We start from the raw sequence: 26,782 nt of genomic DNA, 5'->3' as shown, positions 1-26,782 counted from the left end.
CTCTACCAACTGAGCTACAGAGCCGTGGTCGCCGTGGCGACCGATTGTGACGGAAGCCCTTCCGAAATATCCGGAAGGGCTTCCGTCGAAGCGACCCTGACGGGACTTGAACCCGCGACCTCCGCCGTGACAGGGCGGCACGCTAACCAACTGCGCTACAGGGCCTTGCTTGTGTATTCGATTGTAGTGGACGCCATCGCTAGCGACGGACGGTGACCCCAACGGGATTCGAACCCGTGCTACCGCCGTGAAAGGGCGGCGTCCTAGGCCGCTAAACGATGGGGCCGGGTCGCACCGGGCTGCTCGCGCTTTCCGATGACCACCGACACGAAAGCATACGGAACTTGCCGGGAGAAAGCGAATCGGGCCCGCATCCCGGGCGGGTCCGCCGAGGCGGCCACCGGAATCGCCCGGTTACGCCCCGGCAATCCGCCGCCACCCCCGCCGAAATGCACGTACCGCCCGCCGCGGCATGGGTGAATGGCGGAGGCGGAGACGCGCCCGGTTGCTAAAGTGCCCTGTGTTGCCATTGTTACGAAAGCGATATTCGTGACGATTGTGAACGGTGTGGCCGGTGTGACGGACGACGCGCAGAACTGACGGACGCGAACGAAGTGAGCGGTGGATGACGAGCGAGGCGACCAGGGACCGACGCAGCGGGCGAGCACGCCCGCGCGGCCTCCGCACCGCGCTGGCCGCGGCCGCCGTCGTCGCCGTGGCGCTGGTTGGCTCCGTCGCCGCCCCGGCGTACGCCGATGACTACCCGTCCTGGCAGGACGTCCAGAACGCCAAGGCCAACGAGTCGGCCAAGTCGGCGCAGGTCAGCAGGATCAACGGCCTCATCAGCGAGTTGAAGGGCGAGGTCGCCTCCACGCAGGCCGAGGCCGAGAAGCGCGGCGCCGAGCTGCAGGAGGCGGAGGCCCGGCTCGACGCGGCGACGGTCCGCGCGCAGCAGCTCGAGGACCAGGCCGCCGCGAGCCAGAAAAAGGCGGACGACGCGAGCGTGCAGGCCGGCAAACTCGCCGCCCAGCTCTACCGCACCGGCGGTCGCAACCTCACCGCCAACCTCTTCCTGAGCGGCAACGGCGCCTCCACGTCGTCGCCCGACAAGCTCCTCTCCGACCTCGGCAGCATGTCGAAGCTCGTGGAGCAGTCCAACAAGGTCTACGCCGACGCCAAGGCCGCGCAGAACACCGCCTCCTCGCTCGCCGACCAGGCCGATGTCGCCAAGCAGGAGCGCGAGAAGCTCCGCGTCGCGGCCGACAACGCGCTCAAGGCCGCGATCGCCGCGGCCAAGGCGGCGCAGGACAAGCTCGCCGAGCAGCAGAAGCAGATCGTCATCATGCAGGCGCAGCTGGCCGCGCTCAAGGACGCGACGTCCAAGACCGTCGCCGGCTACGAGGCCGGCGTCGCCGCTGCGGCCGCTGCGGCTGCGGCCCGCGGCTCCGGCGGTCTGCCGGGCGGCTACGTCGGGCCGCAGGGCTGGGCCGTCCCCGCCGCCGGGCCGATCACCGACGGCTTCGGCGCACGTCCGTCGCCGGGCGGCGTCGGCAGCACCTACCACATGGGTATCGACATCGGCGCGGGCTGCAACTCGCCGATCTACGCCGCGTTCGGCGGCACCGTGGAGTACGCCGGCCCGCTCGGCACCTACGGCAACTTCGTGCTCATCGACAACGGCAACGGCGTCGAGACCGGCTACGCGCACATCCGCGACGGCGGCATCCTCGTCGGCATCGGCCAGGGCGTGAGCGCCGGCCAGCCGATCGCGCGCGTCGGGACGACCGGAGCCTCCACCGGCTGCCACCTGCACTACGAGGTGCGGGTCGGCGGCCAGAAGATCGACGGCATCCCGTTCATGAGAGACAGGCAGGCACCCCTTGGCTGACACCGACAAGAACCCTCGCCTCCGCCCGGGCCTCGCCATCGGCGCGGGCGTCATGGGCGCCGTCACGGCCTCCATCGGCATCGTGACGCCGGCACAGGCGGTCGACTACCCGTCGTGGAACGACGTGCAGCAGGCGAAGGACAACGTCTCGAACCAGCAGGCGATGATCGAGAACATCACGTCGCTGATCGGCAACCTGCAGTCGGGCGTCGACGCCGCGCGCATCGAGTCCGAGAAGGCGGCGGAGGCGTACTTCCAGGCGAAGGACGCGCTCGAGGCCGCCACCACGAAGCAGGCCGACCTCGAGGGCCAGGCCGCGACCGCCGCCGAGAAGGCCAAGACGTCGCAGATGCGCGCCGGCCTCCTCGCCTCGCACCTCGCCAAGTCGGCCGGCGGCGGCGACCTGACGGGCACGCTGCTCATGAAGGGTGGAGGCTCCGGCTCCGACGCCGACAAGCTCCTGTTCCAGCTCGGAACCATGAGCAAGCTCACCGAGCAGTCGAAGGCCGTCTACGAGCAGGCCACCAAGGACAAGAACGCCGCCGAGTCGCTCACCGCCCAGGCGAAGGTCGCCAAGACCGAGCGCACCAAGCTGGCGAGCCAGGCGGAGACCGCGCTGGCCGCCGCGAAGGACGCCCAGGCCCGCGCCCAGTCCGCGCTCGCCGAGCAGCAGACCAAGTCGACGGAGCTGGTCGCCCAGCTCGCCACCCTCAAGAACACGTCGTCGCAGGTCGAGGCGGCGTACCTCCAGGGCGAGCAGATCAAGGCGCAGCAGGAGGCCGCGCGCAAGGCCCAGGAGGAGGCCGAGCGCCAGCGCCAGTTGCAGCTGCAGCAGCAGCAGCAACAGCAGCAGCAGGAGCAGCAGCAGAACTCCGGAGGCGGCGGCGGTGGTGGCGGCGGCGGAGCGCCCGCGCCCAGCGGCGGCGGCGGAGGCGGCTCCTCGAGCGGCGGCGGCAGCGCCCCCGTGGCCCCGCCGAACGGCAATGTCGTCGAGACCGCGATCTCGTACGCCCGCGCACAGCTCGGCAAGCCCTACATCTTCGGCGGAGAGGGCCCCGGCGGCTACGACTGCTCCGGCCTGACGATGAAGGCCTACGCCTATGCCGGCCTGTACATCGGCAGCCACTCGGTCAACAACCAGTACTTCACCGCGCAGGGCCGCGGCCAGCTCGTCTCGTACTGGGACAAGCAGCCCGGCGACCTCATCTTCTGGGGCAGCGGTCCGGGCGACTTCTACCACGTCGGCATCTACATCGGCGGCGGCCAGATGATCGCCGCACCGACCGAGGGCGACGTCGTCAAGATCCAGTCCGTCTGGGGCACCCCCTGGTCCCAGGTGGCCCGCCCCTCCGCCTGACCCCGCCCCGGGCCCCGGCCTCCAACGCAAACCGCCGAGTACGCAGATTGTCTGCGGACTCGGCGGTTTTCGTTCGATTTTGCGCGTACTCGGCGGTGGCCCAGGGCGACCAGCTGGGTCAGTGACCCTCGGCGGCCAGCTTCTCGATGGCCTTCTGGATGAGCGCCTCGGCCTCGGCCGCGTCGCCCCAGCCGTCGATGTTGACGAACTTGCCCGGCTCGAGGTCCTTGTAGCGGGCGAAGAAGTGCTCGATCTCCTTGCGGGTCTGCTCGGGGATGTCGTTCACGTCCTGGATGTGCTGCCAGCGCGGGTCCTTGTACTGGACCGCGATGATCTTGGCGTCGCCGCCGGCCTCGTCGCTCATGTTGAGGACGCCCACCGGGCGCACCTTCACGCCGACGCCCGGGAACACCGGGTACTCGAGCAGCACGAGCACGTCCAGCGGGTCGCCGTCGTCGCCGAGGGTGTTCTCGAAGAACCCGTAGTCGGTCGGGTAGACGAAGCTGGTGAAGAGCACGCGGTCGAGGTAGACCCGGCCCGTCTCGTGGTCGACCTCGTACTTGTTGCGGCTCCCCCGGGGGATCTCGATGACGGCGTCGTATTCGGCCATGCCGGCTCTCCTTAACTGGTTGGAAGACTGCACTAACGTTACTGGATGCCCCTCAACGGATCCCCGGACGCCGATCCCGCCCGAGGCCACCGCCGCCCCCGGCTGACGCCCCCGATCGCCGACGCGCGGCGCGCCGTCCGGGAGGCTCTCGCCGCAGCCGCCGCACTTCCGGAGCCCGACCCGCACGACGACCACGGCCCCGCGAAGCCCGAGCCGCTCGCGCCGGGAGCGCTGGTCCTGGTGGGCCTGAGCGGGGGAGCAGACTCGCTCGCCCTCGCCGCGGCCGCCGCCTTCGAGGTCCCGCGCGCCGGGTACCGCGCCGGCGCGATCGTCGTCGACCACGGCCTCCAGGAGGGCTCCGCCGACGTCGCCGCCCGCGCCGCCGAGCAGGCCCGCGCCCTCGGTCTCGACCCGGTGCTCGTGGAGCGCGTGGAGGTCGACCCGGCGACCGGGGGACCGGAGGCCGCCGCCCGCGCCGCCCGCCACGCGGCGTTCGACCGCGCGCGCTCGGCGACCGGCGCCTCCCGCATCCTGCTCGCCCACACCCTCGACGACCAGGCGGAGACCGTGCTGCTCGGCCTCGCCCGCGGCTCCGGCCCCTCCAGCCTGCAGGGGATGCGGCCGGACACGGGGAGGCTGTTGCGCCCGTTCCTCGCTCTGCGCCGGGAGACGACGCGCGCCTTCTGCGCCGACAGCGGCCTCGAACCGTGGGACGACCCGCACAACGAGGACCGCTCGTTCACGCGCGTCCGCGTGCGGAACGACGTGCTCCCGGTGCTGGAGCGCGAGCTCGGCCCCGGCGTCGCGGAGGCGCTCGCCCGCACCGCCGAGCAGCTGCGCGAGGACGACGACGCCCTCGACGGCCTCGCCCTGGAGTGGGCGCTGGAGCTCGTGAGCCAGACCGACGACGGCGCCGTCGCGCTCGATGTGCGGGGCCTCGCCGCCGACCCGCCCGCCTTGCGGCAGCGGATCATCCGGCTCGTCGTCTCCGCCGAGTTCGGCGTCTCGCTGTCGCGCGCGCACACCCTGGCGGTGGCGGAGCTGATCACCGCCTGGCACGGGCAGGGGCCGCTCGACCTGCCAGGCGTTAGAGTGGTGAGGCAGAACGGGCTGCTCACGTTTCACCCCAACAGCTAAGGACCAGCACCCCTCCATGGAACTCACGGACGTCCAGAACGACCTGACCGAGATTCTGATCACCGAGGAGCAGATCCGCTCCCGCATCGCCGAGCTGAGCCGCGACATCGAGCGCGACTACGCCGGCAAGGACGTCCTCCTGGTGGGCGTGCTGAAGGGCGCGGTCATGGTGATGGCCGACTTCGCGCGCGAGCTGAAGATCCCGGTGACGATGGACTGGATGGCCGTCAGCTCGTACGGCAGCGGCACCCAGTCGAGCGGCGTCGTCCGCATCCTCAAGGACCTCGACACCGACCTCGAGGGCAAGACGGTCCTGATCGTCGAGGACATCATCGACTCCGGCCTGACCCTGTCATGGCTGCTCTCGAACCTCCGCAGCCGCAACCCGGAGTCGATCGAGATCTTCACCCTCCTGCGCAAGCCGGAGGCCGCCCGTGTCGAGATCGACGTGAAGTACGTGGGCTTCGACATCCCGAACCAGTTCGTCGTCGGCTACGGCCTCGACTACGCCGAGCGCTACCGCAACCTCCGCGGCGTCGGCATCCTGGCCCCGGCCGTCTACAGCTGAGCTACCCCGGCTGAGCGGCCGTCGACAGAGCGTGCACGGCACGCTCGATCACCGGCCGCACGGCGAGCTCCGGGTCCACCGTGAGCCGGTGCAGCATGAGCCCGTCGCAGAGCGCCATGAGTGCTCGGGAGGCGGCCGCGGGCTCCGGCAGCCCGGCGGCGGCCACGAGGTGCTCGGTCCAGCGCTCGAACTCCTGCCGCTGCCGTCGAAGGGGCGCGCCGAGCTCGGTGTCGGGGGCGAGCTCGAGGAAGAGCGCGTAGCGGGCTCTCGTGCGGGTCGCGAAGCGGCCCGTCTGCAGCTCCGTCATGGCGCAGAGCCCGTCGACCAGGCCGTCGGCGTCCGTCACCTCCGGGAGGCCGGAGGGGTCGAAGTCCGCCCGCTCCGCCTCCGCCATCCGATCGACCACTCCGGCGAGCAGCGCCCGACGGGTGCGGAACCAGTTCGATGTCGAGCCGGCCGGGAGCCCGGCGCGGGCATCGACGCGGCCGTGACTCAGCGCGCGGACGCCCTCGGCGCCGAGCAGCTCGACAGCGGCGTCGAGCGCGCGATCCTTCGTCGCGGGCATGGCGACTCCTCTCGAACAGCGTTACTATGATCGTAGTAGACACTATGAACGTAGTGCCGATGGGCGATGAAGGAGTCGTCATGAGCACACCACGAGTGCTGGAGGTCTCCGCCGAATCCGCTGCCTGGGTGCCGCCGCTTCCGTCGGCGCCCGGCTTCGAGCACCTCGTCGTGGAGACGCCGGGGCTGCGCAGCCATGTCGCGGTGGTCGGCGCGGGCGATCCCGTCGTCCTGCTGCACGGGTTCCCGGCCCACTGGTGGCAGTGGCGCGACATCGCGCCCGCTCTCGCCCGCGCCGGCCACCGCGTCCTCTGCCCCGACCTGCGCGGAACCGGATGGACGGAGGCAGGCGATCCCCGCATCGAACGCGAGTCCCACGAACGCGATCTGCTCGCGCTGCTCGACGCGCTGGGCATCGAGCGGGCGCACCTCCTCGCCCACGACCTGGGCGCGATCGGTGCGAACCAGCTCGCGTACGCCCATCCCGAGCGCGTGCGGTCGCTGGTGCAGCTCTCGGTACCGCCGCTGTTCATGTCCTTCAGCCCGAAGCTCGTCGCAGGATTCCGTCACATGCCCGCATTGATGCGGCACCGCCGTGGCACGTCCCTCGCCGGCCTCTACGGGCGCCGCTATGTCGCGCACCCGCTCCCGCGCGCCACGATCGACGCGTACCTCGCGCCGCTGACCCGGCCGGAGGTCGACGATGCGGTGCGTCGCCTGTTCCGCGGAGTCGCCGTCCCGGTCTCCCTCCAGCTCGCGCGCGGGGTGTTCGCCGGGCAACGGCTGCGCCCGCCGACCCTCGCCGTCTTCGGGCGACGGGACCATCCGTGGGACGAGGCGCTGATCCGCCGCCTCTGCGGCGACCTCGCCCGCTTCGCCGACCGCTACGAGCTCGCCTTCGTCGACGACGCCGCCCACTTCATCACGGACGACGCGCCGGACGCCGTCGCCGCCCTCGCCCTGGACTGGTTCGCCGCCGACGAGAGCCGCCGATCCGCTGCGATCTGAGCGGCTCAGCGACCCCCGCGCCCCGAGCGCGCCCAGAGCGAACACGCAGCCGGTCCACAGCGCCCAGGCGGTACTGTGATCGCATCATGAACGTCAAGAAGATCTTCCGCGGCCCGATCCTGTACGTCGTGCTCGCGATCATCGCGGTGTGGATCGGCTCGAGCCTGATCACGATGTCGGGCTTCAAGGGGGTCTCCACGCAGAAGGGCCTCGAGCTCCTGCAGGACGACAAGGTGTCGAGCGCCAAGATCGTCGACGGTGAGAACCGGGTCGACCTGACGCTCAAGAAGGCCGAGGGCGACCTCGGCACGCAGGTCCAGTTCTACTACGTGACGCCCCGCGGCGAGGATGTCGTCAAGGCGATCGACAACGCGAACCTGCCCAAGGGCTACGACGACGAGGTGCCGCAGCCGAACTGGCTGGTCAACATCCTCGGCTTCCTGATCCCGGCGCTGCTGATCGGCGTCTTCTTCTGGATCATGATCTCGGGCATGCAGGGCGGCGGCAACAAGGTCATGCAGTTCGGCAAGTCGCGGGCGAAGCTCGTCACGAAGGAGACCCCGAAGGTCACCTTCGACGACGTCGCCGGCTCCGACGAGGCCATCGAGGAGCTGCAGGAGATCAAGGACTTCCTCAAGGAGCCCGCCAAGTTCCAGGCGGTCGGCGCGCGCATCCCCAAGGGCGTGCTGCTGTACGGCCCTCCCGGCACCGGCAAGACGCTGCTCGCCCGCGCGGTCGCGGGTGAGGCGGGCGTGCCGTTCTACTCGATCTCCGGTTCGGACTTCGTCGAGATGTTCGTCGGCGTCGGCGCGAGCCGCGTCCGCGACCTGTTCCAGCAGGCCAAGGAGAACTCGCCGGCCATCATCTTCATCGACGAGATCGACGCGGTCGGCCGTCACCGCGGCGCCGGCCTCGGCGGCGGGCACGACGAGCGCGAGCAGACGCTGAACCAGCTCCTGGTGGAGATGGACGGCTTCGACCCCAAGACCAATGTCATCCTGATCGCGGCGACCAACCGCCCCGACATCCTCGACCCGGCGCTGCTGCGCCCCGGCCGCTTCGACCGCCAGATCGGCGTGGACGCGCCCGACCTCCTGGGCCGCAAGAAGATCCTCGAGGTGCACGGCCGCGGCAAGCCGCTCGCCGCCTCCGTCGACCTCGAGGTGCTCGCCCGCAAGACGCCGGGCTTCACCGGCGCCGACCTGGCGAACGTGCTCAACGAGGCCGCGCTGCTCACCGCGCGCTCCAACGCGCAGCTGATCGACAACCGCGCCCTCGACGAGGCCGTGGACCGCGTCATCGCCGGACCGCAGAAGCGCACCCGCGTCATGAAGGACCAGGAGAAGCTGATCACCGCGTACCACGAGGGCGGTCACGCGCTCGCGGCGGCGGCGATGCGCCACACCGACCCGGTGACCAAGATCACGATCCTCCCGCGCGGACGCGCCCTCGGCTACACGATGGTGATGCCGCTGGAGGACAAGTACTCGGTCACCCGCAACGAGCTGCTCGACCAGCTGGCCTACGCCATGGGCGGCCGCGTGGCCGAGGAGATCGTGTTCCACGACCCGACGACCGGCGCCTCGAACGACATCGAGAAGGCGACCTCGATCGCCCGCAAGATGGTCACCGAGTACGGCATGAGCGCCGACATCGGCTCGGTCAAGCTGGGCCAGGCGAACGGCGAGATGTTCCTCGGCCGCGACATGGGCCACCAGCGCGACTACTCCGAGCGGATCGCCGAGCGCGTCGACGCCGAGGTGCGTGAGCTCATCGAGAAGGCGCACGACGAGGCGTGGCAGGTGATCAACGCGAACCGTGCGATCCTCGACCGGCTCGCCGCGGCCCTCCTGGAGCACGAGACGCTCGACCACAACCAGATCGCCGAGATCTTCGCCGACGTGGAGAAGCTGCCCGAGCGCCCGCAGTGGCTCTCGAGCGACAAGCGCCCCCTGTCGGACGTGCCGCCGATCGAGTTCCCGAAGGCCCCGATCGACGCCGGTGCGGTCGACGGCGGCGTCGACTCCGAGCCGCCCGCGTCGAAGCCGAAGCGCTCGCCCGCGATCAAGCCGCGGCCCGCGACCGCGTAGGCCGCAGCCGCAGCCCGCATGACCGGTTTCGATCGCGCACGCATCGAGGCGGCCGTCGCCGAGATCCTCGCCGCCATCGGCGAGGATCCGGCGCGTCCCGGCCTCGCCGCCACCCCGTCGCGGGTGGCGGACGCGTACGCGGAGTTCTTCGCCGGGCTCGGCAAGGACGCCGCCGCCGAGTTGGGCGATCCCGTGCCGCTGGAGGGGAACGCCGAGACGGTGCTCCTGCGCGACATCGCCTTCCGCTCGGTGTGCGAGCACCACCTCCTGCCGTTCCTCGGCGTCGCGCACGTGGCGTATCTGCCGGGGGAGGCCGTGGTCGGCCTGGGCCGTATCCCGCGCGTGATCGAGACGCTCGCCGCGCGCCCGCAGATCCAGGAGCGGCTGACCGAGCAGATCGCGGACACCATCGAGCAGGGCGCCGGTGCCCGCGGCGTCCTCGTCGTGCTCGACGCCTCCCACACGTGCGTGACCACCCGCGGCGCGCGGCAGACCGGCTCGACCACGGTGACCGTCGCCTCCCGCGGCGCCTTCACCGACCCCGCCGCCCGTGCGGAGTTGATGGCACTGATCAGCGGGGGAGCCGCGTACGACCCGGCCGGCGCCGTCGGGGGCGGCCCCGCGTGACGCTCATCATGGGCGTCCTCAACGTGACGCCGGACTCGTTCAGCGACGGCGGGCTCTGGCTCGAGCCGGAGGCGGCCGTCGAGCACGCCTTCGACCTCGTCGAGCAGGGCGCCGACATCATCGACGTGGGCGGCGAGTCCACCCGGCCGGGCGCCCTCCACCTCGACCCGGCCGAGGAGCAGTCCCGGGTGGTGCCGGTGATCCGGCGCCTCGCCGACCGCGGCGTGATGGTCAGCGTCGACACGATGAACGCCTCCACCGCGCGGGCAGCAGCCGATGCGGGTGCGTCGATCATCAACGACGTCTCCGGCGGCCTCAACGATCCCGGGATGCCGGACGCCGTGCTCGACACCGGCCTGCAGTACGTCGTCATGCACTGGCGCGGACGGCTCGACTCCGGCGACTCGCGGGCGGTCTACACCGACACCGTGCGGGAGGTCCGCAGCGAGCTCTCCGCACGCGTCGCCGACCTGCTCGACCGCGGCGTCGACCCGGCCAAGCTCGTCCTCGACCCCGGCCTCGGGTTCTCGAAGACGGCCGAGCACAACTGGCAGGTGCTCGGCGGCCTCCACACGTTCCAGACGCTCGGCTACCCGGTGCTGATCGGCGCGTCGCGCAAGCGGTTCCTGGGCGCGCTGCTGCCGGAGGGGGCGAGCGCGGCCGACCGCGACGCTCCGACCGCCGTCATCTCGGCCCTCGCGGCACGTGAAGGCGTCTGGGCCGTCCGGGTCCACGACGTGGCGTCCACGCGGATCGCCCTCGATGTGGTGCGCGCGTGGCAAGCTGGAAGCGATGACCACTAGCGATGGCGGGCCGGCCGGCCCGCGACCGGCCGACGCGATCGTGCTGACCGGCCTGCGCGTCCGCGCCCACCACGGCGTCTACGACTTCGAGCGCGAGGAGGGGCAGGACTTCGTGGTCGACGTGACCGCCTGGCTCGACCTCTCCCCGGCGGCGAGCGGCGACGACCTGGGGCGCACCGTGCACTACGGCGAGCTCGCCCAGGAGGTCCACGACGCTGTCGCGGCCGACCCGGTCGACCTGATCGAGACCGTGGCCGAGCGGGTGGCGGGCGTCGTGCTCGCGCATCCACCCGTCCACTCGGTCGAGGTGACGGTGCACAAGCCCGACGCGCCCATCGCCGTGCCGTTCGGCGACGTGGCCGTCCGCATCCTGCGGGGGCGGTCGTGAGCGCCGGGGCGGTGGGCCGCCCGCAGCGGATGTGCGTGGGCTCGCCCGCCGTGCTCGCGTTCGGCAGCAATCTCGGCGACCGGGAGGCGACCCTCCGCGCGGCGCTCGACGCGCTGGCCGCCGAGCCGGGCCTCCACGTGGAGGCGGTGTCCGGCCTCTACGAGACGCCCGCGCTGAAGCCCGCCGGCATCGACGCGGAGGCTCCGGCGTACCTCAACGCCGTCGCCCGCGTGCACACGATCCTCGACCCGCTCGCCCTGCTCGCCCTGGTGAACCGGGTGGAGGACGACCTCGGCCGCGTGCGCGAGGAGCGCTGGGGCGACCGCACGATCGACATCGACATCGTCGACTACGGCGGGATCGTCTCCGACGACCCGCGCGTGACGCTGCCGCACCCGCGTGCCCACGAGCGCGCCTTCGTCCTCGTGCCGTGGCTCGACGTCGACACGGAGGCCGTGGTCACCGGCCGCGGCCGCGTCGCCGACCTGGCCGCCGGTGCGACCGACCCCGTCACCCCGTACCAGCCCTCCGCCTCCTGGCCCTCCGCCCACTGGTTCTCCGACACAGGCCACGGGGAGGCCCGCTCATGAAGCGCACGCGCGTCACCACGCTGCTCGGGCTGGCGGTCGCCGGTCTCGTCGTCGGGTTCCTGGGCGAGCTGACCGCGTCGAGCCTCGGGGCCGCCGCCTTCCTCCCGCCCATCACGCTGCCCATCACGCTGGTGGCGGTGGCCGTCATCATCGTCGCCTTCGCGGTGCCCATCCGGCTCGCCGTCCGCGGGCGCAGCTCCCGCCGCATCGACCCGTTCCAGGCGATGCGCATCGTCGTGCTCGCCAAGGCGTGCAGCCTCAGCGGTGCGCTGCTCACGGGTGCCGGCGTCGGCATCCTCGTCTACCTGCTGACCCGGGACGTCATCCCGGGCAACGGCGCCGTGCTGCAGAGCGCTCTCGCGCTCGCGGGCGCCGTGGTGCTGCTCACCGGCGGCCTGGTCGCCGAGGCGTTCTGCACCCTCCCGCCCGACGACGATGACGACGACGAGCCGGAGAGCGTGCATGTCAGGAACCGCTGAGCCCGCCCGCCGTCCGGCCGGACCGGACCGCATCGACCTCGAGGTCGGCGAGTGGAGGCGCGTCTCGCCCAAGTACGTCGTCGTCGTGCTCGTCGGCGCGCTGGTCAGCGGCATCGTGCTCGCGGCGGCGGCGACCTTCCTGTGGCTGGTGGCGGGCTGGACTTTCGGCTGGATCCTGCTGGCGGTCGTCGCGATCGGCACGATCGTGTCGCTCGTGATCGCGCCGCGCCGCGCCCGCTCGATCGGGTATGTGCTGCGCGAGGACGATCTCCTGTTCCGCCGCGGCATCATGTTCCAGCGGTTCGTCTCGGTGCCGTACGGGCGCATGCAGCTCATCGACATCACCCGCGGGCCGGTCGGCCGGATGCTGGGGCTGGCCGACCTGAAGTTCGTGACGGCCGCCGCCTCCACGGGCGTGCTGATCCCCGGGCTCCCCGACGCGGAGGCCGCCGAGCTGCGCGACCGCCTGGTGACGCTGGCCGAGAGCAGGCGGGCGGGGCTGTGACCGCGCCGACCCCCGCCGGACCGCTCTCACCCGCCGAGCGCGCGGCGGAGCGGTACACCGACGGGGAGTGGCACCGCCTCCATCCGGCGACCCCGCTGCTGCGCGGCGGCATCGTCTTCATCGCCGTCCTCGGCTTCGTGCTGTCGAACCTGCGCGAGCGCATCATCGGGTTCTTCGTCGGCGGTGACGAGTTCCGCGGCGGAGACCCGTTGGACGAGATCTACGACCGCGGCTGGGAGGGCTGGGCGCTGCTGGCGCTCGCCATCGTCCTCGTCGCCTGCATCGGCGCCTTCTACCTCGCCTGGCGCATGCACAGCTTCCGCATCACCGAGGATGCGGTGGAGGTGCGCAGCGGCATCCTCTTCCGCACGCAGCGCAAGGCGCGGCTCGACCGCATCCAGGGCATCAACGTGGTGCGGCCGGTGCTCGCGCGCATCTTCGGCGCGGCGAAGCTCGACATCACGGTCGCCGGCCACGACGCGAACGTGCAGCTCGCCTATCTGGGTTCGGCGCTGGCGGACGGGCTGCGCTCCGACGTGCTGCGGCTCGCCTCGGGGGTGCGTGCGGCGGAGGCGGCGGAGGCGGCGGCCGCCTCGGGGACCGTTCCGGTTCCCGGCGCGCCGGCGGGCACCGGCTCCCGCGCCCAGGCGGTCGGCGACCTCGTCAACCGCCGCGTGAACGAGTTCCTCGCCCCCGAGCTCGACCCCGCCGCCGCGCCGCCGGAGTCGGTGGTGAAGATCCCGCCGCTGCGGCTGTTCGGCTCGCTCATTCTGAGCGGCTTCACGGTGTTCCTGCTGTTCGTGGTGGCCCTGCTGGTGTGGGGGACGGCGACCGGCTCCGTCTGGCTCGCGTTCGTCGTGCTGCCGGGCCTCATCGGTTCGGCCAGCTTCTACATCAACCGGTTCACCAAGTCGCTGCGCTACTCGATCGCGGGCACGCCGGACGGCGTCCGCGTCGGCTTCGGACTCCTGAGCACGAGCAACGAGACGCTGCCGCCGGGGCGCATCCACGCGGTGGAGGTGCTGCAGCCGCTGCTGTGGCGCCCCTTCGGCTGGTGGCAGATCCGCATCGACACCGCCGGGCGGTCGCGCGAGAAGGGCGCGGCCGGACAGGCGAACACGACCATGCTCCCGGTCGGAGACGCGGAGGACGTCGCCCGCGTGCTCGCGCTGGTCCTGCCCGGCTTCGCCACGCCAGAGCGTCGCGCACTGATCGTGGACGGCATGCGCTCGCGCGGCCGGGACGACTGGACGGGCAGCCCTCGGCGCGCCGCCTGGCTGCGACCCTTCTCGTGGCAGCGCACCGGCTACCGGCTCCTGGACGGCGCCGTGCTGCTCCGCCGCGGCTTCGTCTGGCGCAGCCTCGCGCTGGTGCCGCTGGCCCGGCTGCAGAGCCTGGAGCTGCAGCAGGGGCCGGTCGAGCGCGCCCTGCGGCTGGCAGAGGCGCGGTTCCACACCGTGAGCGGTCCGGTCCGGCCGCGCCTGGCCGCGATGGACGCGGAGGAGGGCGTGCGCCTCTTCCAGACCGTCGCGGCGGGCGCCGTGGCCGCGGCCGAGAGCGACAGCAGCCACCGGTGGGGGAGGGTGGAGGAGCCGCCGGCGCCGCCCGCGCCGCCGATCGCGCCGATCGCGCCGATCGCCCCGACCGCATCGTCGACCCGAGAAGGAGATCCGTCATGAGCCCCGCACAGCGTTCCGGGCGGCTGGGCCTCGGCGTCGTGGGCGCGGGCCGGGTCGGGCCGGTGCTCGGCGCGGCCCTCGCGGGCGCAGGGCACGCCGTCGTCGGCGTCTCCGCCGTGTCCGAGGCCAGCCGCGAGCGGGCGGAGGCGCTGCTGCCGCAGGCGCCGCTGCTCGACGTGCCGACGCTGGTCGAGCGCAGCGAGCTCGTGCTGCTCGCCGTGCCCTACGCCGAGCTGCCCGGCCTCGTCGCCGGCCTCGCCGCGACCGGCACCTGGCAGCCCGGTCAGATCGTGCTGCACACCGCGCCCGGCTACGGGATCGGCGTGCTGCAGCCCGCCGCGGCGGCGGGCGCCATCCCCCTCGCCGTGCACCCCGCGCTCGAGTTCACCGGCACCAGCCTCGACCTCGCGCGCCTGGCCGAGAGCTACTTCGCCGTGACGGCCCCCGCGCCCGTGCTGCCGATCGCGCAGGCGCTCGTGGTCGAGATGGGCGGGGAGCCGGTCGTGGTGGCGGAGGAGGACCGCCCGGCGTACGCGGAGGCCATCGCGACCGCCACCGCCTTCTCGCGCTCGATCGTGGAGCAGTCGACGGGCATCCTGCAGCGGATCGGCGTGGAGCATCCCGGCTCCTTCCTCAGCTCGCTCGTGCGCTCGGCGGTCGACAACGCGCTCACCCGAGCGGGCGCCCGCCCCAGCATCGACGAGGTGCTCGACGCGTTGCAGGACGGCGGCGGCCCGCTCCCGGACGGCGGTGCGCCGGGAGACGGCGCCACCGGTCGTGGCGGCAACGGCGAGGGCGACCCCGGCGACGACGGCCGCGGCTGGTTCCTGCGCGGCTGAGCCGCGCCGATCACCCTCCGCTCGGCGAGTAGCCTGGATTCCGGTCGTCTCGCGCGCCCGCCCGGGCGCCGCGACCGGGAGGAGTCCGATGCCCCAGGTCGTCACCACCGTCTCCGAGCTGCGCGAGCGGATCGCCGCCGCCCGCGCCGAGGCCCGCCTGGAGGGTCCCGCCGACGCCCCCGCCGCCCGGGTGGTGCTCGTGCCGACGATGGGCGCGCTGCACGAGGGGCACCTCCGGCTGGTGTCCGCCGCCCGCGACCTCGGCGGCATCGTCGTCGTCTCGATCTTCGTGAACCCGCTGCAGTTCGGCGCGGGGGAGGACCTCGACCGCTACCCGCGCACACTCGATGCCGACGTGGCCGCGCTGGAGGGGCTGGCCGACTACGTGTTCGCGCCGAGCGCCGCCGAGATGTATCCCGACGGCCCCAGCTCCACCCGCGTCGTGGCCGGGGAGGTCGGGTCGCTGTACGAGGGCGCCTCCCGCCCCGGGCACTTCGACGGCGTGCTGACCGTCGTCGCCAAGCTGTTCAACATCGTCCAGCCCGACGTGGCCGTGTTCGGCCAGAAGGACGCCCAGCAGGTCCACCTCGTCGGCCGCATGGTCGACGACCTGAACCTCCCGCTGCGCATCGCCGTCGTCGACACCGTCCGCGAGGACGACGGGCTCGCCCTCTCCAGCCGCAACCGCTACCTCGACGACGGGCAGCGCGCCTCCGCCGTCGTGCTCTCGCGGGCGCTGGCCGCCGGCGCCGACGCCGCGGGGCAGGGGGTGGAGGCTGCGCTCGCCGCGGCCCGCGCGAGCCTGGAGGCCGAGCCAGCCGTTAAGCTGGACTACCTGGTGGCCGTCGACCCGGACTCGTTCGCCGAGGCCGGGCCGGAGCACCACGGGCCCGCGCTGCTGCTGGTCGCCGCCCGCGTCGGCACGACGCGGCTGATCGACAACCGCCGGATCGCGCTCGGCTGAGCGCGGCCGCGGCGCCGCCGCATGGCCCCGGCCTCCTGCACCTCCCGTCCACCCCCTCCACACCGCCCGCCGCAGCACCGAAACGGACCAGACATGACCGACGCGCACGCCCCCGCGACCGAGCTCTCCGACGCCGAGATCAGCGAGCAGAAGGCCGTCAGGCTCGGCAAGCGCGAGCGGCTGATCGCCGAGGCGCAGGACGCGGGAGGCGGCGCCTACCCGGTGCAGGTGCCGGTCACCACGACCATCCCGGCGGTCCGTGAGCAGTGGGGTCACCTCGCCGCCGACGAGCAGAGCGGCGAGAACGTCGGCATCGCCGGCCGCGTCGTGCACCTTCGCAACACCGGCAAGCTCTGCTTCGCGGTGCTGCAGTCGGGCGACGGCTCGCGCATCCAGGTCATGGTGTCGCTCGCGGCCGTCGGCGAGGAGTCGTTGGCGCGCTGGAAGGAGCTCGTCGACCTCGGCGACCACCTCTTCGTCTCGGGCGAGGTCATCTCGAGCCGCCGCGGCGAGCTGTCGGTCATGGCGGACGGCTGGGAGATCGCGGCCAAGGCGCTGCTGCCCCTCCCCAACCTCCACAACGAGCTCAGCGAGGAGACGCGCGTGCGCTCGCGCTACCTCGACCTCATCGCCCGCGAGCAGGCCCGCAAGAACGTGCTCGACCGGGCGAAGGCCGTGGCGAGCCTGCGGTCGACCTTCGCCGAGCGCGGCTTCACCGAGGTGGAGACGCCGATGCTGCAGGTCATCCACGGCGGCGCCTCCGCCCGTCCGTTCGTGACGCACTCGAACGCGTTCGACACCGAGCTGTTCCTGCGCATCGCGCCCGAGCTGTACCTCAAGCGCGCGGTGGTCGGCGGCATCGACCGCGTCTTCGAGATCAACCGCAACTTCCGCAACGAGGGCGCCGACTCCACGCACTCGCCCGAGTTCGCGATGCTCGAGGCCTACCAGGCGTACGGCGACTACAACTCCATCGCCGACCTCACCCAGACGCTGATCCAGAACGCGGCGCTGGCCGTCTCCGGCTCGCACACCGTGACCTGGGCCGACGGCACCGAGTACGACCTCGGCGGCCGGTGGGACCGCATCCGGATGTACGACAGCCTCTCCGACGCGATCGGCGAGGAGGTCACGCCGGAGACCCCGATCGAGCGCCTCCGCGAGCTGGCCGCCGACGCGGGCATCGAGATCGAGCACCCGCTCGCCGGCAAGTACGTCGAGGAGCTGTGGGAGCACCACGTGAAGGCGGACCTCGTGCGCCCGACGTTCGTCATGGACTTCCCGGTCGACACGAGCCCGCTGGTGCGCGCGCACCGCGCGCGCGAGGGTGTCGTCGAGAAGTGGGACCTCTACACGCGCGGTTTCGAGCTGGCCACCGGCTACTCCGAGCTGGTCGACCCGGTGGTGCAGCGCGAGCGCTTCGTGGAGCAGGCCCGCCTCGCGGCCGCGGGCGACAACGAGGCGATGCGCCTGGACGAGGAGTTCCTGCGCGCGCTCGAGTTCGGCATGCCGCCGACCGGCGGCATGGGCATGGGCATCGACCGCCTGCTCATGGCGCTGACCGGGCTGGGCATCCGCGAGACCATCCTGTTCCCGCTGGTCAAGTAGGCCTGCTGGTCGAGCAGGGCTCCCAGGTGCTCGCGTTACGATGGGCGCATCATGAATGACGTCATCGGCGGAATCGTCTGGTCGCTCGCGCCCACCGTGCTGGTCGGGCTGCTGTTCTGGGCGATCATGCGGAACATCGTGCGCGCCGACCGCAACGAGCGCGCCGCCTACGCCCGCCTCGAGGCCGAGGAGCGCGCCCGACGCGGCCTCGCGCCCAAGCCCTAGCCTCCCCGCCTCACTCCGGTACGGTATCCCTGGGAGCATGCTGACGCTCCTCTGCACGAGGTCGCGCAAGCGGCGGACGGGAGCGGGGTGGACGCGGGGTTCGTGAGCACGGCGGTCGTCGTCCTGCTGCTGCTGCTCGACTTCGTCATCCGCATCGTCGCCATCATCGTCGTCCCGCGCAACCGCAAGCCCACCTCGGCGACCGCCTGGCTGCTCGCGATCTTCCTGATCCCGTACATCGGCGTGCTGTTCTTCCTGCTGATCGGCAGTTACAAGCTGCCCAAGCGGCGGCGCGAGAAGCAGACGGAGATCAACGAGTTCATCATCCAGAGCACCGAGGGCATCGAGCGCGTGCGGCGCGACCACCCCTGGCCGCCGTGGCTGGAGGGCGTGGTCGAGCTGAACCGCAACCTCGGCGCCATGCCGCTGGTCGGCGGCAACCGCGCGAGCCTCAACGGCGACTACGAGGCCTCGCTCGCGGCCATGACGGCGGAGATCCGGCGGGCGAAGCGGTACGTGCACGTCGAGTTCTACATCCTCACCCTCGACAAGACCACGGCAGACTTCTTCGCTGCGATGGAGGAGGCGGTGCAGCGCGGCGTGACCGTGCGGGTCCTGCTCGACCACATCGCATCCCTCCGCACCCCCGACTACAAGCGCACGATCCGCCGGCTCACGGCGATGGGGGCGAAGTGGCAGCTGATGCTGCCGGTGCAGCCGCTGCGCGGCAAGTACCAGCGCCCCGACCTGCGCAACCACCGCAAGCTGCTGATCGTGGACGGCCGTGTCGCCTTCATGGGGTCGCAGAACGTGATCGACCGCAGCTACAACAAGAAGTCGAACATCCGGCGCGGGCTCAAGTGGAAGGAGCTGATCGTCCGGCTCGAGGGCCCGATCGTCGCCGGTCTGAACGCCATCTTCATCACCGACTGGTACAGCGAGACCGACGAGCTGCTGCGGCGCGAGACCGAGCCCATCACCGACGAGCCGGCCGAGGACGAGCTCGACATGCAGGTGGTGCCGTCGGGGCCGGGATTCGCGGGAGAGAACAACCTCCGGCTGTTCCTCGCGCTGCTCTACTACGCGCAGGAGCGCATCGTCATCACGTCGCCGTACTTCGTGCCGGACGAGGCGATGCTGACCGCGATCACGACGGCGACGCAGCGCGGCATCGCGGTCGACCTGTTCGTCTCCGAGATCGGAGACCAGGCGCTCGTCTACCACGCGCAGCGCTCGTACTACGAGGTGCTGCTGCGCGCGGGCGTGCGCATCTACATGTACAAGGCGCCGTACATCCTCCACGCCAAGCACTTCACGATCGACGACGACGTCGCCGTGATCGGGTCGAGCAACATGGACATGCGCTCGTTCCAGCTGAACATGGAGGTCGTGCTCATGGTCCGCGGCCGCTCCTTCGTAGAGGAGCTGCGCCGCGTCGAGGACGGCTATCGCGAGAGCAGCCGCGAGCTCACCCTCGAGGAGTGGATGCGCCAGCCGCTGCGCTCGACGGTGCTCGACAACCTCGCGCGGCTGACGTCGGCGCTGCAATAGGAACTCGGCCGGCCCGGGTCAGCCGCGCGGCTTCAGCCGGACGGTCGGCAGCACCGGCGCCGGAAGCGGGCTGCCCGCCTGGTCGCCCACCGTGCCGAACCGGCCGGAGGGGTCCTCGCCGTCGATCACGTCGCGCTGCCACTCCGCCCGGGCGGCCACGACCTCCTCGTGACTGCGGCCGATGAAGTTCCACCACATGACGATCTGCTCGCCGAGCGGTTCGCCACCGAGGAGCACCAGCCGCGCCGGGCCCCCGTCGCCGGCCTCCAGCACCAGGGTGTCGCGCCCCGGGCACAGGTACGCGAGGTGGGAGACCGGGGTCGCGACACCCGCGACCGTCACGTCGCCCGCATCCACCAGCACGCCGTGCTCGAAGGAGGGGTCGAGCGGCAGCTCCACGCGTCCGCCCGGCGGCAGCGCGATCTCGGCGCCGACGAGGGGCGAGAACACGGTCGCGTCGGTGCCGCTGCCGGCGAGCGACCCGACGAACGTGCGCACCGTCGCGTCGCCGAGCCGCGCGGCGACCGGCTCGTGGTGCTCGAAGAACGGCGCGATCTCACGGGAGGCCGAGGGCAGCGCGACCCACAGCTGCACGCCGTGCAGACGGGTGGTCCGCGGCGTCGACACCTCCGAGTGGCTGATGCCATGCCCGGCGGTCATGAGGTTGAGCTCGCCGGGCCGCACCAGGGCGTGGCTGCCGACGCTGTCGCGGTGCTCGACCTCCCCCTCGAACAGCCAGCTCACGGTCTGCAAGCCCGTGTGCGGGTGCGGGGGAACGCGCATCCCGCCGGTCTCGGCGACGTCGTCGGGGCCGTAGTGGTCGATGAAGCACCAGCCGCCGATCAGCGAGCGCGAGCGCTGCGGAAGGGTGCGCCGCACGGTCATCGCGCGCGGGCCGCCGAGCGGCACCTCCCGCGGCTCCAGCAGCTCGACGCCGCGGTCGGCGACCACGGTGTCGGTGCCGACGGTGACCTCAGCGGGGTCCCGCTCCAGGTTGCTCATAGGGGCATCCTAGGCGGCGTGCGGCGCGTGCTCACCCGCGGTTCCTAGAATGGTGGGGTGCCCCCGATGACCGCCCGCCCCGCGTCCGCCCGCGCAGGCGCGTCGGTCGCGCTCGCGGTGCTCGCCATCGCCGCCCTCGCCGGCTGTTCCGGCGCGCCGCAGAAGAAGCCGGTCGAGGACTACAACGGCGAGCCCAAGGGGGTGCAGGCTCCGCCGAGCAGTGCAGGAGGCGCCTCCTGGGCCGCCTGGCTCCCCGACGCCGACCGCTTCGGCATCGTGCTCTACGGCAGCTCGACCTGCCCGCCGAAGGTGCAGTCGATCGCGGTCACCGCCGACAACCAGGTGAAGGCGACCCTCGCGCCGGCGCCGGGCGGCGTCTGCACCCGCGACTACGTGCCGCACACCACGGTCTTCGATACCCCGAGCGGCGTCTCCGACGGCTCGGACGTGACGATCGTGCTCCCCGACGCGACCCTCACCCTGCCCGCGCGCCTGGGTTGAGCCTCCGGGCGGGGCGGGGCTGAGCCTCCGCTCGCCGGCCGGCTGAGAGCCCGCCGAACACCGTCACGCCCACGGCGAACAGGGGCAGTCCGGGAGGGGAGCGATGGTTACTCTCTTTGTATCGACGCCAACCCCTGCACAGGCGCCGACGAGGAGTAGACATGTTCGAGAGATTCACCGACCGAGCCCGCCGCGTCGTCGTCTTGGCCCAAGAAGAGGCCAAGATGCTCAACCACAACTACATCGGGACGGAGCACATCCTGCTCGGCCTGATCCACGAGGGTGAGGGAGTCGCGGCCAAGGCGCTCGAGTCGCTCGGCATCTCGCTGGATGCCGTTCGCGAGCAGGTCCAGGACATCATCGGCCAGGGCCAGCAGCAGCCGACCGGGCACATCCCGTTCACGCCGCGCGCCAAGAAGGTGCTGGAGCTGTCGCTGCGCGAGGCCCTCCAGCTCGGCCACAACTACATCGGCACCGAGCACATCCTGCTCGGCCTCATCCGCGAGGGCGAGGGCGTCGCCGCCCAGGTGCTCGTCAAGCTCGGCGCGGACCTCAACCGCGTGCGCCAGCAGGTCATCCAGCTCCTCAGCGGATACCAGGGCAAGGAGCAGGTGCAGGTCGGCGGGAACGATCAGACGACCGCGCAGGCCGGTAGCCAGATCCTCGACCAGTTCGGCCGCAACCTCACGCAGGCCGCTCGCGACAACAAGCTCGACCCGGTGATCGGGCGCGAGAAGGAGATCGAGCGCGTCATGCAGATCCTGTCGCGCCGCTCCAAGAACAACCCGGTCCTGATCGGTGAGCCCGGCGTCGGCAAGACCGCCGTCGTCGAGGGCCTCGCGCAGGCCATCGTGCGCGGCGACGTGCCCGAGACGCTGAAGGACAAGCAGCTCTATACGCTCGACCTCGGTTCGCTCATCGCCGGCTCCCGCTACCGCGGAGACTTCGAGGAGCGCCTGAAGAAGGTCACCAAAGAGATCCGCACCCGCGGCGACATCATCACCTTCATCGACGAGATCCACACCCTCGTCGGCGCCGGTGCTGCCGAGGGCGCGATCGACGCTGCCAGCATCCTCAAGCCGCTGCTGGCCCGCGGCGAGCTGCAGACCATCGGCGCGACCACGCTCGACGAGTACCGCAAGCACTTCGAGAAGGACGCCGCGCTCGAGCGCCGGTTCCAGCCCATCCAGGTGGCGGAGCCGTCCCTCCCGCACGCGATCAACATCCTCAAGGGGCTGCGCGACCGCTACGAGGCGCACCACAAGGTGTCCATCACCGACGGCGCCATCGTCGCGGCGGCCAACCTCGCGGACCGCTACATCCAGGACCGCTTCCTCCCGGACAAGGCCATCGACCTGATCGACGAGGCAGGCGCCCGCCTGCGCCTGTCGATCCTGTCGGCGCCGCCGGAGCTGCGCGAGTTCGACGACAAGATCTCGGCCGTGCGCTCGCAGAAGGAGGCCGCGATCGAGGAGCAGGACTTCGAGAAGGCCGCCTCCCTGCGCGACGAGGAGAAGAACCTCCTCGGCGAGCGGCTGCGCCTCGAGAAGCAGTGGCGCTCGGGCGACGTCAAGACGACCGCCGAGGTCGACGAGGGCCTGATCGCCGAGGTGCTCGCCCAGGCGACCGGCATCCCGGTGTTCAAGCTCACCGAGGAGGAGTCGGCCCGTCTCGTCTACATGGAGAAGGCGCTGCACGAGCGTGTCATCGGCCAGGAGGAGGCCATCGCGGCCCTCTCGCGGACGATCCGCCGCACCCGTGCCGGTCTGAAGGACCCGAAGCGGCCCTCCGGCTCGTTCATCTTCGCCGGCCCGACCGGTGTCGGTAAGACGGAGCTGGCCAAGGCGCTCGCGGAGTTCCTGTTCGACGACGAGTCGGCGATGATCTCGCTCGACATGTCGGAGTACGGCGAGAAGCACACCGTCTCCCGTCTGTTCGGCGCCCCTCCCGGGTTCGTCGGCTTCGAGGAGGGCGGCCAGCTCACCGAGAAGGTCCGCCGCAAGCCGTTCAGCGTGGTGCTGTTCGACGAGATCGAGAAGGCGCACCCCGACATCTTCAACTCGCTGCTCCAGATCCTGGAGGAGGGACGTCTGACGGATGGCCAGGGTCGCGTGGTCGACTTCAAGAACACCGTGATCATCATGACCACCAACCTCGGCACGAAGGACATCTCGGGCGGCCCGGTGGGCTTCCAGATCGAGGGCGACCCGACGACCGGCTACGACCGGATGCGGGGCAAGGTCTACGAGGAGCTGAAGAAGAACTTCAAGCCGGAGTTCCTCAACCGCGTCGACGAGATCATCGTCTTCCCGCAGCTCTCGAAGCCCGAGCTGCTGCAGATCGTGGATCTGTTCATCAAGCGCCTCTCGACCCGTCTGCTCGACCGCGACATGACCATCGAGCTGACCGTCCCGGCGAAGGAGCGGCTGATCGAGGTCGGGTTCGACCCGACGCTCGGCGCCCGCCCGCTCCGTCGCGCGGTGCAGCACGAGATCGAGGACCGGCTCTCCGAGAAGATCCTCCACGGCGAGCTGAACGCCGGCGACCACGTGCACGTCGACTTCGCCGACAACGAGTTCGTGTTCACGACGACGGCCCGCAAGGAGCCGATCGGCGCCGGCATCAACGCCACCGCCGCCATCGGCACCGGCCCGGCCACCCCGGACCTCGCCGCCTCGGGCGACTGAGGCTTCGCGCCTGACTCGCCGCCCCGCTCGTCCGGGGCGGCGAGTACGCGCAGGTCCGGCCTGGAACCGCCGAGTACGCAGAGTTTCTGCGGACTCGGCGGTTTCGTCGTGTGTGGGACGGTTGCGCGGCATCGGTAGGGTTGAAGGGTGAGTGGCGAAGGTTCCGGTTTCCACATCCGCCGCGCGCGGACCAGCGATGTCGCGCGCATCCAGGAGCTCGTGGAGCCGCTCGTCCAGCGACGCATCCTCCTCGGTAAGGAGAACGTCACCCTGTACGAGGCCGTACAGGAGTTCCGCGTCGCCGAGGACGAAGCGGGCAACCTGATCGGCTGCGGCGCCCTGCACGTGATGTGGAGCGACCTGGCGGAGGTGCGCACCCTCGCCGTCTCCGAGGACTGGCTCGGCCGCGGCGTCGGCCACGCCCTCCTCGCCCGCCTGGAGGACGACGCCCGCGAGCTGGGCCTCAGCCGCCTCTTCTGCCTGACCTTCGAGGTCCCCTTCTTCCAGCGCCACGGCTTCGAGGACATGGGAGCCGAGACCGTCGACCCCGCCCTCTACGCGGAACTCGTCCGCTCCCGCGACGAGGGTGTGGCCGAGTTCCTCGACCTCGCCCGCGTGAAGCCCAACACCCTGGGCAACACCCGCATGTTGAAGCGGCTCTGAGTTTCCCTCTCTGCCTATCGCTTTTCCCTTTCTGCGCCTGCCGCTTTCCGCTCTCTGCGCCTGCCGCTTTCCGCTCTCTGCGCCCGCGCTTTCCCCTTTCTGCGCCCGCGCTTTCACCTTTCTGCGCCCGCGCTTTCCCTTTTCTGCACCTGCCGCTTGCCCCCTCTGCGCCTGTCGTTTCCCCTTCCTAGGCTTGTCGCTCTGCCCTTTCCGTGCCTGCGGTCTGGCGCTTCGCCGGGCGCGTTGCCGGGGTCCCGGGCCCCCGCGCCGCTATTCTTCGGGCATGTCGACGTTCAAGAATCCTGTCGGCCCGCAGCCGAGCAACGTCTACTGGCGTCGCCGGCTCATCGTCCTCCTCGGCCTGGTGGCCGTGGTCGTCGTCATCGTCCTCATCGTCGTCCGCCCCGGCGCCTCCAACGGCGAGCCGGCCTCCGCCCCGGCCGGCACCACCTCACCGGCCCCTGACGCCACCCATCCGGCGGACCACGCCGGCAGCGCCTCCACCAGCATCCCGACGTCGAGCGCGACCGCCAGCGGAAACATCTGCAACCCGTCGGACGTCAAGGTCGACGCCGTCACCGACAAGGACACCTACGCCGCCGGCGAGCTGCCGCAGCTCTCCATCGCCATCACCAATACCGGCTCCGCCCCCTGCAAGATCGACGCGGGCACCGCCCAGCAGTCGTTCACCATCACCAGCGGCTCCGAGGTCTACTGGAAGTCCACGGACTGCCAGACCGACAAGGTCGACGCCGAGGTCCTGCTCCAGCCGGGCAAGACCATCTCCTCACAGACCCCCATCACCTGGGACCGCACCCGCTCCGACCCCGCGACCTGCCAGGCCACCCGGGAGCAGGTCCCGGCAGCAGGCGCCTCCTACCACCTGCAGACCGAGGTCGCCGGAATCACCGCTTCGGACACCAAACAGTTCATCCTCCAGTGAGCTGAGCGTCGGCGTTAGACCGGTGTCAGGGCGTCAGACCGTCGTCAGAATGCGGCGTCGAGCTCCCGCTCGCGTTCGGTCGAGGCCGCCGAGAACCCCACCCGTAGCGCTTCGCGGATCGTTGCGCTCTTGTCGTCGATGCGGGTCGCGAAGCCGAGGCGCCCCGCCTCCGCTGCCCGCTGCTTGCCGCTACTCACCGGCCGGATCTCGCCCGCGAGGCTGATCTCGCCGAACGCCGCCAGCGTGTGCGGGATCGCCCGGTCGGTCGCTGCCGAGGCGATCGCCAACGCGATCGCCAGGTCCGCACCCGGCTCCGTGAGTCGCACACCCCCGACGGTCGAGACGTACACGTCCTTGTCGCCGAGCCGGATGCCCGCCCGTCGCTCGAGCACGGCGAGCAGCATGGCGACGCGAGACGCATCCACACCGTTGGTCACGCGGCGCGGATTGGGCGCGGTGGTGGCCACCACGAGGGCCTGCACCTCCACCGCGAGAGGGCGGCGCCCCTCCATCGCCACAGTGACGCAGGTGCCGGAGACCGGCGTGGAGCTCCGGCTGAGGAAGAGCCCGCTCGGATCCGGCACCTCGACGATGCCGTCTCCGGCCATCTCGAAGCACCCCACCTCATCGGTCGGGCCGAACCGGTTCTTGAGCGCCCGCACGAACCGCAGTGCGGTCTGACGGTCGCCCTCGAACTGGCACACGACGTCGACGAGATGCTCCAGCAGCCGCGGCCCGGCGATGGAGCCGTCTTTGGTCACGTGGCCGACGAGCAGGACGGGCAGGTCCCGCTCCTTCGCCACGCGGATGAGGGTGCTGGCGACCTCCCTCACCTGGCTGGGGCCTCCGGCGAGACCCTCCCCGTTGCTGCTGGACACCGTCTGCACGGAGTCGACGATGACGAGCGCCGGCTGCACGGCGTCGATCTGACCGACGATGGTGGCCAGATCGGTCTCGGAGGCGAGATACAGCTCGGCGTGGATCGCCCCGGTGCGCTCGGCCCTCATGCGCACCTGGTTGACCGACTCCTCAGCGCTCACATAGAGGACGCGTGTGCCCTCGAGCGCCGCCCGGGCGGCCACCTCGAGGAGCAGCGTCGACTTGCCGACACCCGGCTCTCCACTCAACAGGATGGCGGCGCCCGGCACGATGCCACCCCCGAGCACGCGATCGAACTCGCCGATGCCGCTCGGCCGGCGCACGACCGAGTCGGCTCCGATCTCCGTGATCGCGCGGGCGGCGCGCGTCGCGTCGATCGTGACCGGCTTGAGCGCGCGCAGCACGCCGGTGGGCGCCCCCACCTCCGTGAGCGTTCCCCACTGCTGGCACTCGCTGCAGCGGCCGGCCCACTTGATGCTACTGGCCCCGCACTCCGTGCAGCGGAAGCCGGTCTGCGCCTTCGGCATGGCACCTCCTCGATCGGGTTCCACCCTATGGTCGGCCACCGTCATCGCTTCGACGGGTCCGCGCGATCCGTGGAGAAGTCGTAGAGCGGGGCGAGCTGTG

Annotated in this window: 26 protein-coding genes and 2 tRNA genes; 22 read left to right on the top strand and 6 right to left on the bottom strand. The window is 71.4% G+C overall.

Features of this window, described 5'->3' with window-relative positions; all coding sequences use genetic code 11:
- Positions 1-91: 91 nt before the first annotated feature.
- Both P5G50_RS18205 and P5G50_RS18200 read right to left on the bottom strand, forming a co-directional pair.
- A tRNA-Asp gene (locus tag P5G50_RS18205) sits at positions 92-165 on the bottom strand.
- Positions 166-213: 48 nt separating this feature from the next.
- Positions 214-286, bottom strand: a tRNA-Glu gene (locus P5G50_RS18200).
- Between the two features lie 339 nt (positions 287-625).
- Between P5G50_RS18200 and P5G50_RS18195 the strand changes: the two genes are divergently transcribed.
- The gene (locus P5G50_RS18195; RefSeq protein ID WP_301209563.1) at positions 626-1,888 is read left to right on the top strand and encodes a M23 family metallopeptidase; all 1,263 of its coding nucleotides are present in this window, start codon (positions 626-628) and stop codon (positions 1,886-1,888) included.
- Between the two features lie 52 nt (positions 1,889-1,940).
- Positions 1,941-3,245, top strand: coding sequence for a C40 family peptidase (locus tag P5G50_RS18190; RefSeq protein WP_435870929.1), 1,305 nt, complete (start codon positions 1,941-1,943; stop codon positions 3,243-3,245).
- Positions 3,246-3,363: 118 nt separating this feature from the next.
- Here the strand turns inward: P5G50_RS18190 and P5G50_RS18185 are convergent, their stop codons facing one another.
- A complete protein-coding gene (locus tag P5G50_RS18185) occupies positions 3,364-3,855 on the bottom strand; it encodes an inorganic diphosphatase (protein WP_301209561.1) in 492 nt (163 codons plus the stop codon).
- Positions 3,856-3,900: 45 nt separating this feature from the next.
- Between P5G50_RS18185 and tilS the strand changes: the two genes are divergently transcribed.
- Both tilS and hpt read left to right on the top strand, forming a co-directional pair.
- Positions 3,901-4,992, top strand: a complete 1,092-nt coding sequence (gene tilS / locus P5G50_RS18180) for a tRNA lysidine(34) synthetase TilS (protein ID WP_301209560.1) — start codon at positions 3,901-3,903, stop codon at positions 4,990-4,992.
- 16 nt (positions 4,993-5,008) lie between these two features.
- Positions 5,009-5,560 carry a hypoxanthine phosphoribosyltransferase gene (gene hpt, locus P5G50_RS18175; RefSeq protein WP_301209559.1) on the top strand — a complete coding sequence of 184 codons (552 nt, stop codon included), beginning with the start codon at positions 5,009-5,011 and terminating at the stop codon, positions 5,558-5,560.
- A gap of 1 nt (position 5,561) precedes the next feature.
- Here hpt and P5G50_RS18170 read toward each other — a convergent pair whose 3' ends face one another.
- Positions 5,562-6,125 (bottom strand): TetR/AcrR family transcriptional regulator, encoded by a 564-nt coding sequence (locus P5G50_RS18170; RefSeq protein ID WP_301209558.1) that lies wholly within the window; start codon positions 6,123-6,125, stop codon positions 5,562-5,564.
- 80 nt (positions 6,126-6,205) lie between these two features.
- Between P5G50_RS18170 and P5G50_RS18165 the strand changes: the two genes are divergently transcribed.
- The 14 genes from P5G50_RS18165 to cls all read left to right on the top strand — a co-directional run bounded on the left by P5G50_RS18165 (position 6,206) and on the right by cls (position 19,480).
- The gene (locus P5G50_RS18165; protein ID WP_301209557.1) at positions 6,206-7,132 is read left to right on the top strand and encodes an alpha/beta fold hydrolase; all 927 of its coding nucleotides are present in this window, start codon (positions 6,206-6,208) and stop codon (positions 7,130-7,132) included.
- Between the two features lie 86 nt (positions 7,133-7,218).
- Entirely contained in the window at positions 7,219-9,222 is a 2,004-nt protein-coding gene (gene ftsH / locus P5G50_RS18160; RefSeq protein WP_301209556.1) for an ATP-dependent zinc metalloprotease FtsH, read from the top strand.
- Positions 9,223-9,240: 18 nt separating this feature from the next.
- Positions 9,241-9,849 carry a GTP cyclohydrolase I FolE gene (gene folE / locus P5G50_RS18155; protein WP_301209555.1) on the top strand — a complete coding sequence of 203 codons (609 nt, stop codon included), beginning with the start codon at positions 9,241-9,243 and terminating at the stop codon, positions 9,847-9,849.
- Positions 9,846-10,652, top strand: a complete 807-nt coding sequence (gene folP / locus P5G50_RS18150; protein WP_301209554.1) for a dihydropteroate synthase — start codon at positions 9,846-9,848, stop codon at positions 10,650-10,652. The genes folE and folP overlap by 4 nt, the downstream gene beginning before the upstream one ends.
- Complete coding sequence (gene folB, locus P5G50_RS18145) at positions 10,642-11,040, top strand: dihydroneopterin aldolase (RefSeq protein ID WP_301209553.1); 399 nt, start codon at positions 10,642-10,644, stop codon at positions 11,038-11,040. The genes folP and folB overlap by 11 nt, the downstream gene beginning before the upstream one ends.
- Positions 11,037-11,630, top strand: a complete 594-nt coding sequence (gene folK, locus P5G50_RS18140) for a 2-amino-4-hydroxy-6-hydroxymethyldihydropteridine diphosphokinase (RefSeq protein WP_301209552.1) — start codon at positions 11,037-11,039, stop codon at positions 11,628-11,630. The genes folB and folK overlap by 4 nt, the downstream gene beginning before the upstream one ends.
- Complete coding sequence (locus P5G50_RS18135) at positions 11,627-12,109, top strand: DUF3180 domain-containing protein (protein WP_301209551.1); 483 nt, start codon at positions 11,627-11,629, stop codon at positions 12,107-12,109. Before folK ends, P5G50_RS18135 begins: the two co-directional genes overlap by 4 nt.
- Complete coding sequence (locus tag P5G50_RS18130; protein WP_301209550.1) at positions 12,093-12,614, top strand: PH domain-containing protein; 522 nt, start codon at positions 12,093-12,095, stop codon at positions 12,612-12,614. The genes P5G50_RS18135 and P5G50_RS18130 overlap by 17 nt, the downstream gene beginning before the upstream one ends.
- Positions 12,611-14,293, top strand: coding sequence for a PH domain-containing protein (locus P5G50_RS18125; protein WP_301209549.1), 1,683 nt, complete (start codon positions 12,611-12,613; stop codon positions 14,291-14,293). Before P5G50_RS18130 ends, P5G50_RS18125 begins: the two co-directional genes overlap by 4 nt.
- Complete coding sequence (locus P5G50_RS18120) at positions 14,290-15,132, top strand: Rossmann-like and DUF2520 domain-containing protein (protein ID WP_301209548.1); 843 nt, start codon at positions 14,290-14,292, stop codon at positions 15,130-15,132. The genes P5G50_RS18125 and P5G50_RS18120 overlap by 4 nt, the downstream gene beginning before the upstream one ends.
- A gap of 88 nt (positions 15,133-15,220) precedes the next feature.
- The gene (gene panC / locus P5G50_RS18115; RefSeq protein WP_301209547.1) at positions 15,221-16,096 is read left to right on the top strand and encodes a pantoate--beta-alanine ligase; all 876 of its coding nucleotides are present in this window, start codon (positions 15,221-15,223) and stop codon (positions 16,094-16,096) included.
- A gap of 93 nt (positions 16,097-16,189) precedes the next feature.
- Positions 16,190-17,704, top strand: a complete 1,515-nt coding sequence (gene lysS / locus P5G50_RS18110) for a lysine--tRNA ligase (protein WP_301209546.1) — start codon at positions 16,190-16,192, stop codon at positions 17,702-17,704.
- Between the two features lie 51 nt (positions 17,705-17,755).
- Positions 17,756-17,929 carry a hypothetical protein gene (locus P5G50_RS18105; protein WP_301209545.1) on the top strand — a complete coding sequence of 58 codons (174 nt, stop codon included), beginning with the start codon at positions 17,756-17,758 and terminating at the stop codon, positions 17,927-17,929.
- Positions 17,930-18,031: 102 nt separating this feature from the next.
- On the top strand, positions 18,032-19,480 hold the full coding sequence (gene cls, locus P5G50_RS18100; RefSeq protein ID WP_435870910.1) for a cardiolipin synthase: 1,449 nt from the start codon (positions 18,032-18,034) through the stop codon (positions 19,478-19,480).
- An 18-nt stretch (positions 19,481-19,498) separates the two neighbouring features.
- Here cls and P5G50_RS18095 read toward each other — a convergent pair whose 3' ends face one another.
- Complete coding sequence (locus P5G50_RS18095; protein ID WP_301209543.1) at positions 19,499-20,482, bottom strand: pirin family protein; 984 nt, start codon at positions 20,480-20,482, stop codon at positions 19,499-19,501.
- A gap of 66 nt (positions 20,483-20,548) precedes the next feature.
- On the opposite strand from P5G50_RS18095, the gene P5G50_RS18090 reads away from it, so the two are divergent.
- The 4 genes from P5G50_RS18090 (at position 20,549) to P5G50_RS18075 (ending at position 25,276) form a co-directional block, all read left to right on the top strand.
- Entirely contained in the window at positions 20,549-20,983 is a 435-nt protein-coding gene (locus P5G50_RS18090) for a hypothetical protein (protein ID WP_301210029.1), read from the top strand.
- A 161-nt stretch (positions 20,984-21,144) separates the two neighbouring features.
- Positions 21,145-23,670: an ATP-dependent Clp protease ATP-binding subunit gene (locus P5G50_RS18085; RefSeq protein ID WP_301209542.1), complete on the top strand. Its 2,526-nt coding sequence runs from the start codon at positions 21,145-21,147 to the stop codon at positions 23,668-23,670.
- Positions 23,671-23,817: 147 nt separating this feature from the next.
- Positions 23,818-24,333: an amino-acid N-acetyltransferase gene (locus P5G50_RS18080; protein WP_301209541.1), complete on the top strand. Its 516-nt coding sequence runs from the start codon at positions 23,818-23,820 to the stop codon at positions 24,331-24,333.
- Between the two features lie 283 nt (positions 24,334-24,616).
- Complete coding sequence (locus P5G50_RS18075; RefSeq protein WP_301209540.1) at positions 24,617-25,276, top strand: hypothetical protein; 660 nt, start codon at positions 24,617-24,619, stop codon at positions 25,274-25,276.
- 44 nt (positions 25,277-25,320) lie between these two features.
- On the opposite strand, the gene radA is transcribed toward P5G50_RS18075, so the two are convergent.
- On the bottom strand, positions 25,321-26,682 hold the full coding sequence (radA, locus tag P5G50_RS18070) for a DNA repair protein RadA (protein ID WP_301209539.1): 1,362 nt from the start codon (positions 26,680-26,682) through the stop codon (positions 25,321-25,323).
- Between the last annotated feature and the right edge of the window lie 100 nt (positions 26,683-26,782).

This window comes from Leifsonia williamsii, from assembly GCF_030433685.1.
Taxonomy (GTDB): Bacteria; Actinomycetota; Actinomycetes; order Actinomycetales; family Microbacteriaceae; genus Leifsonia; species Leifsonia williamsii.
Note: the sequence above shows the minus strand (reverse complement) of the source record. Positions and strands in the feature narration are given on the sequence as shown.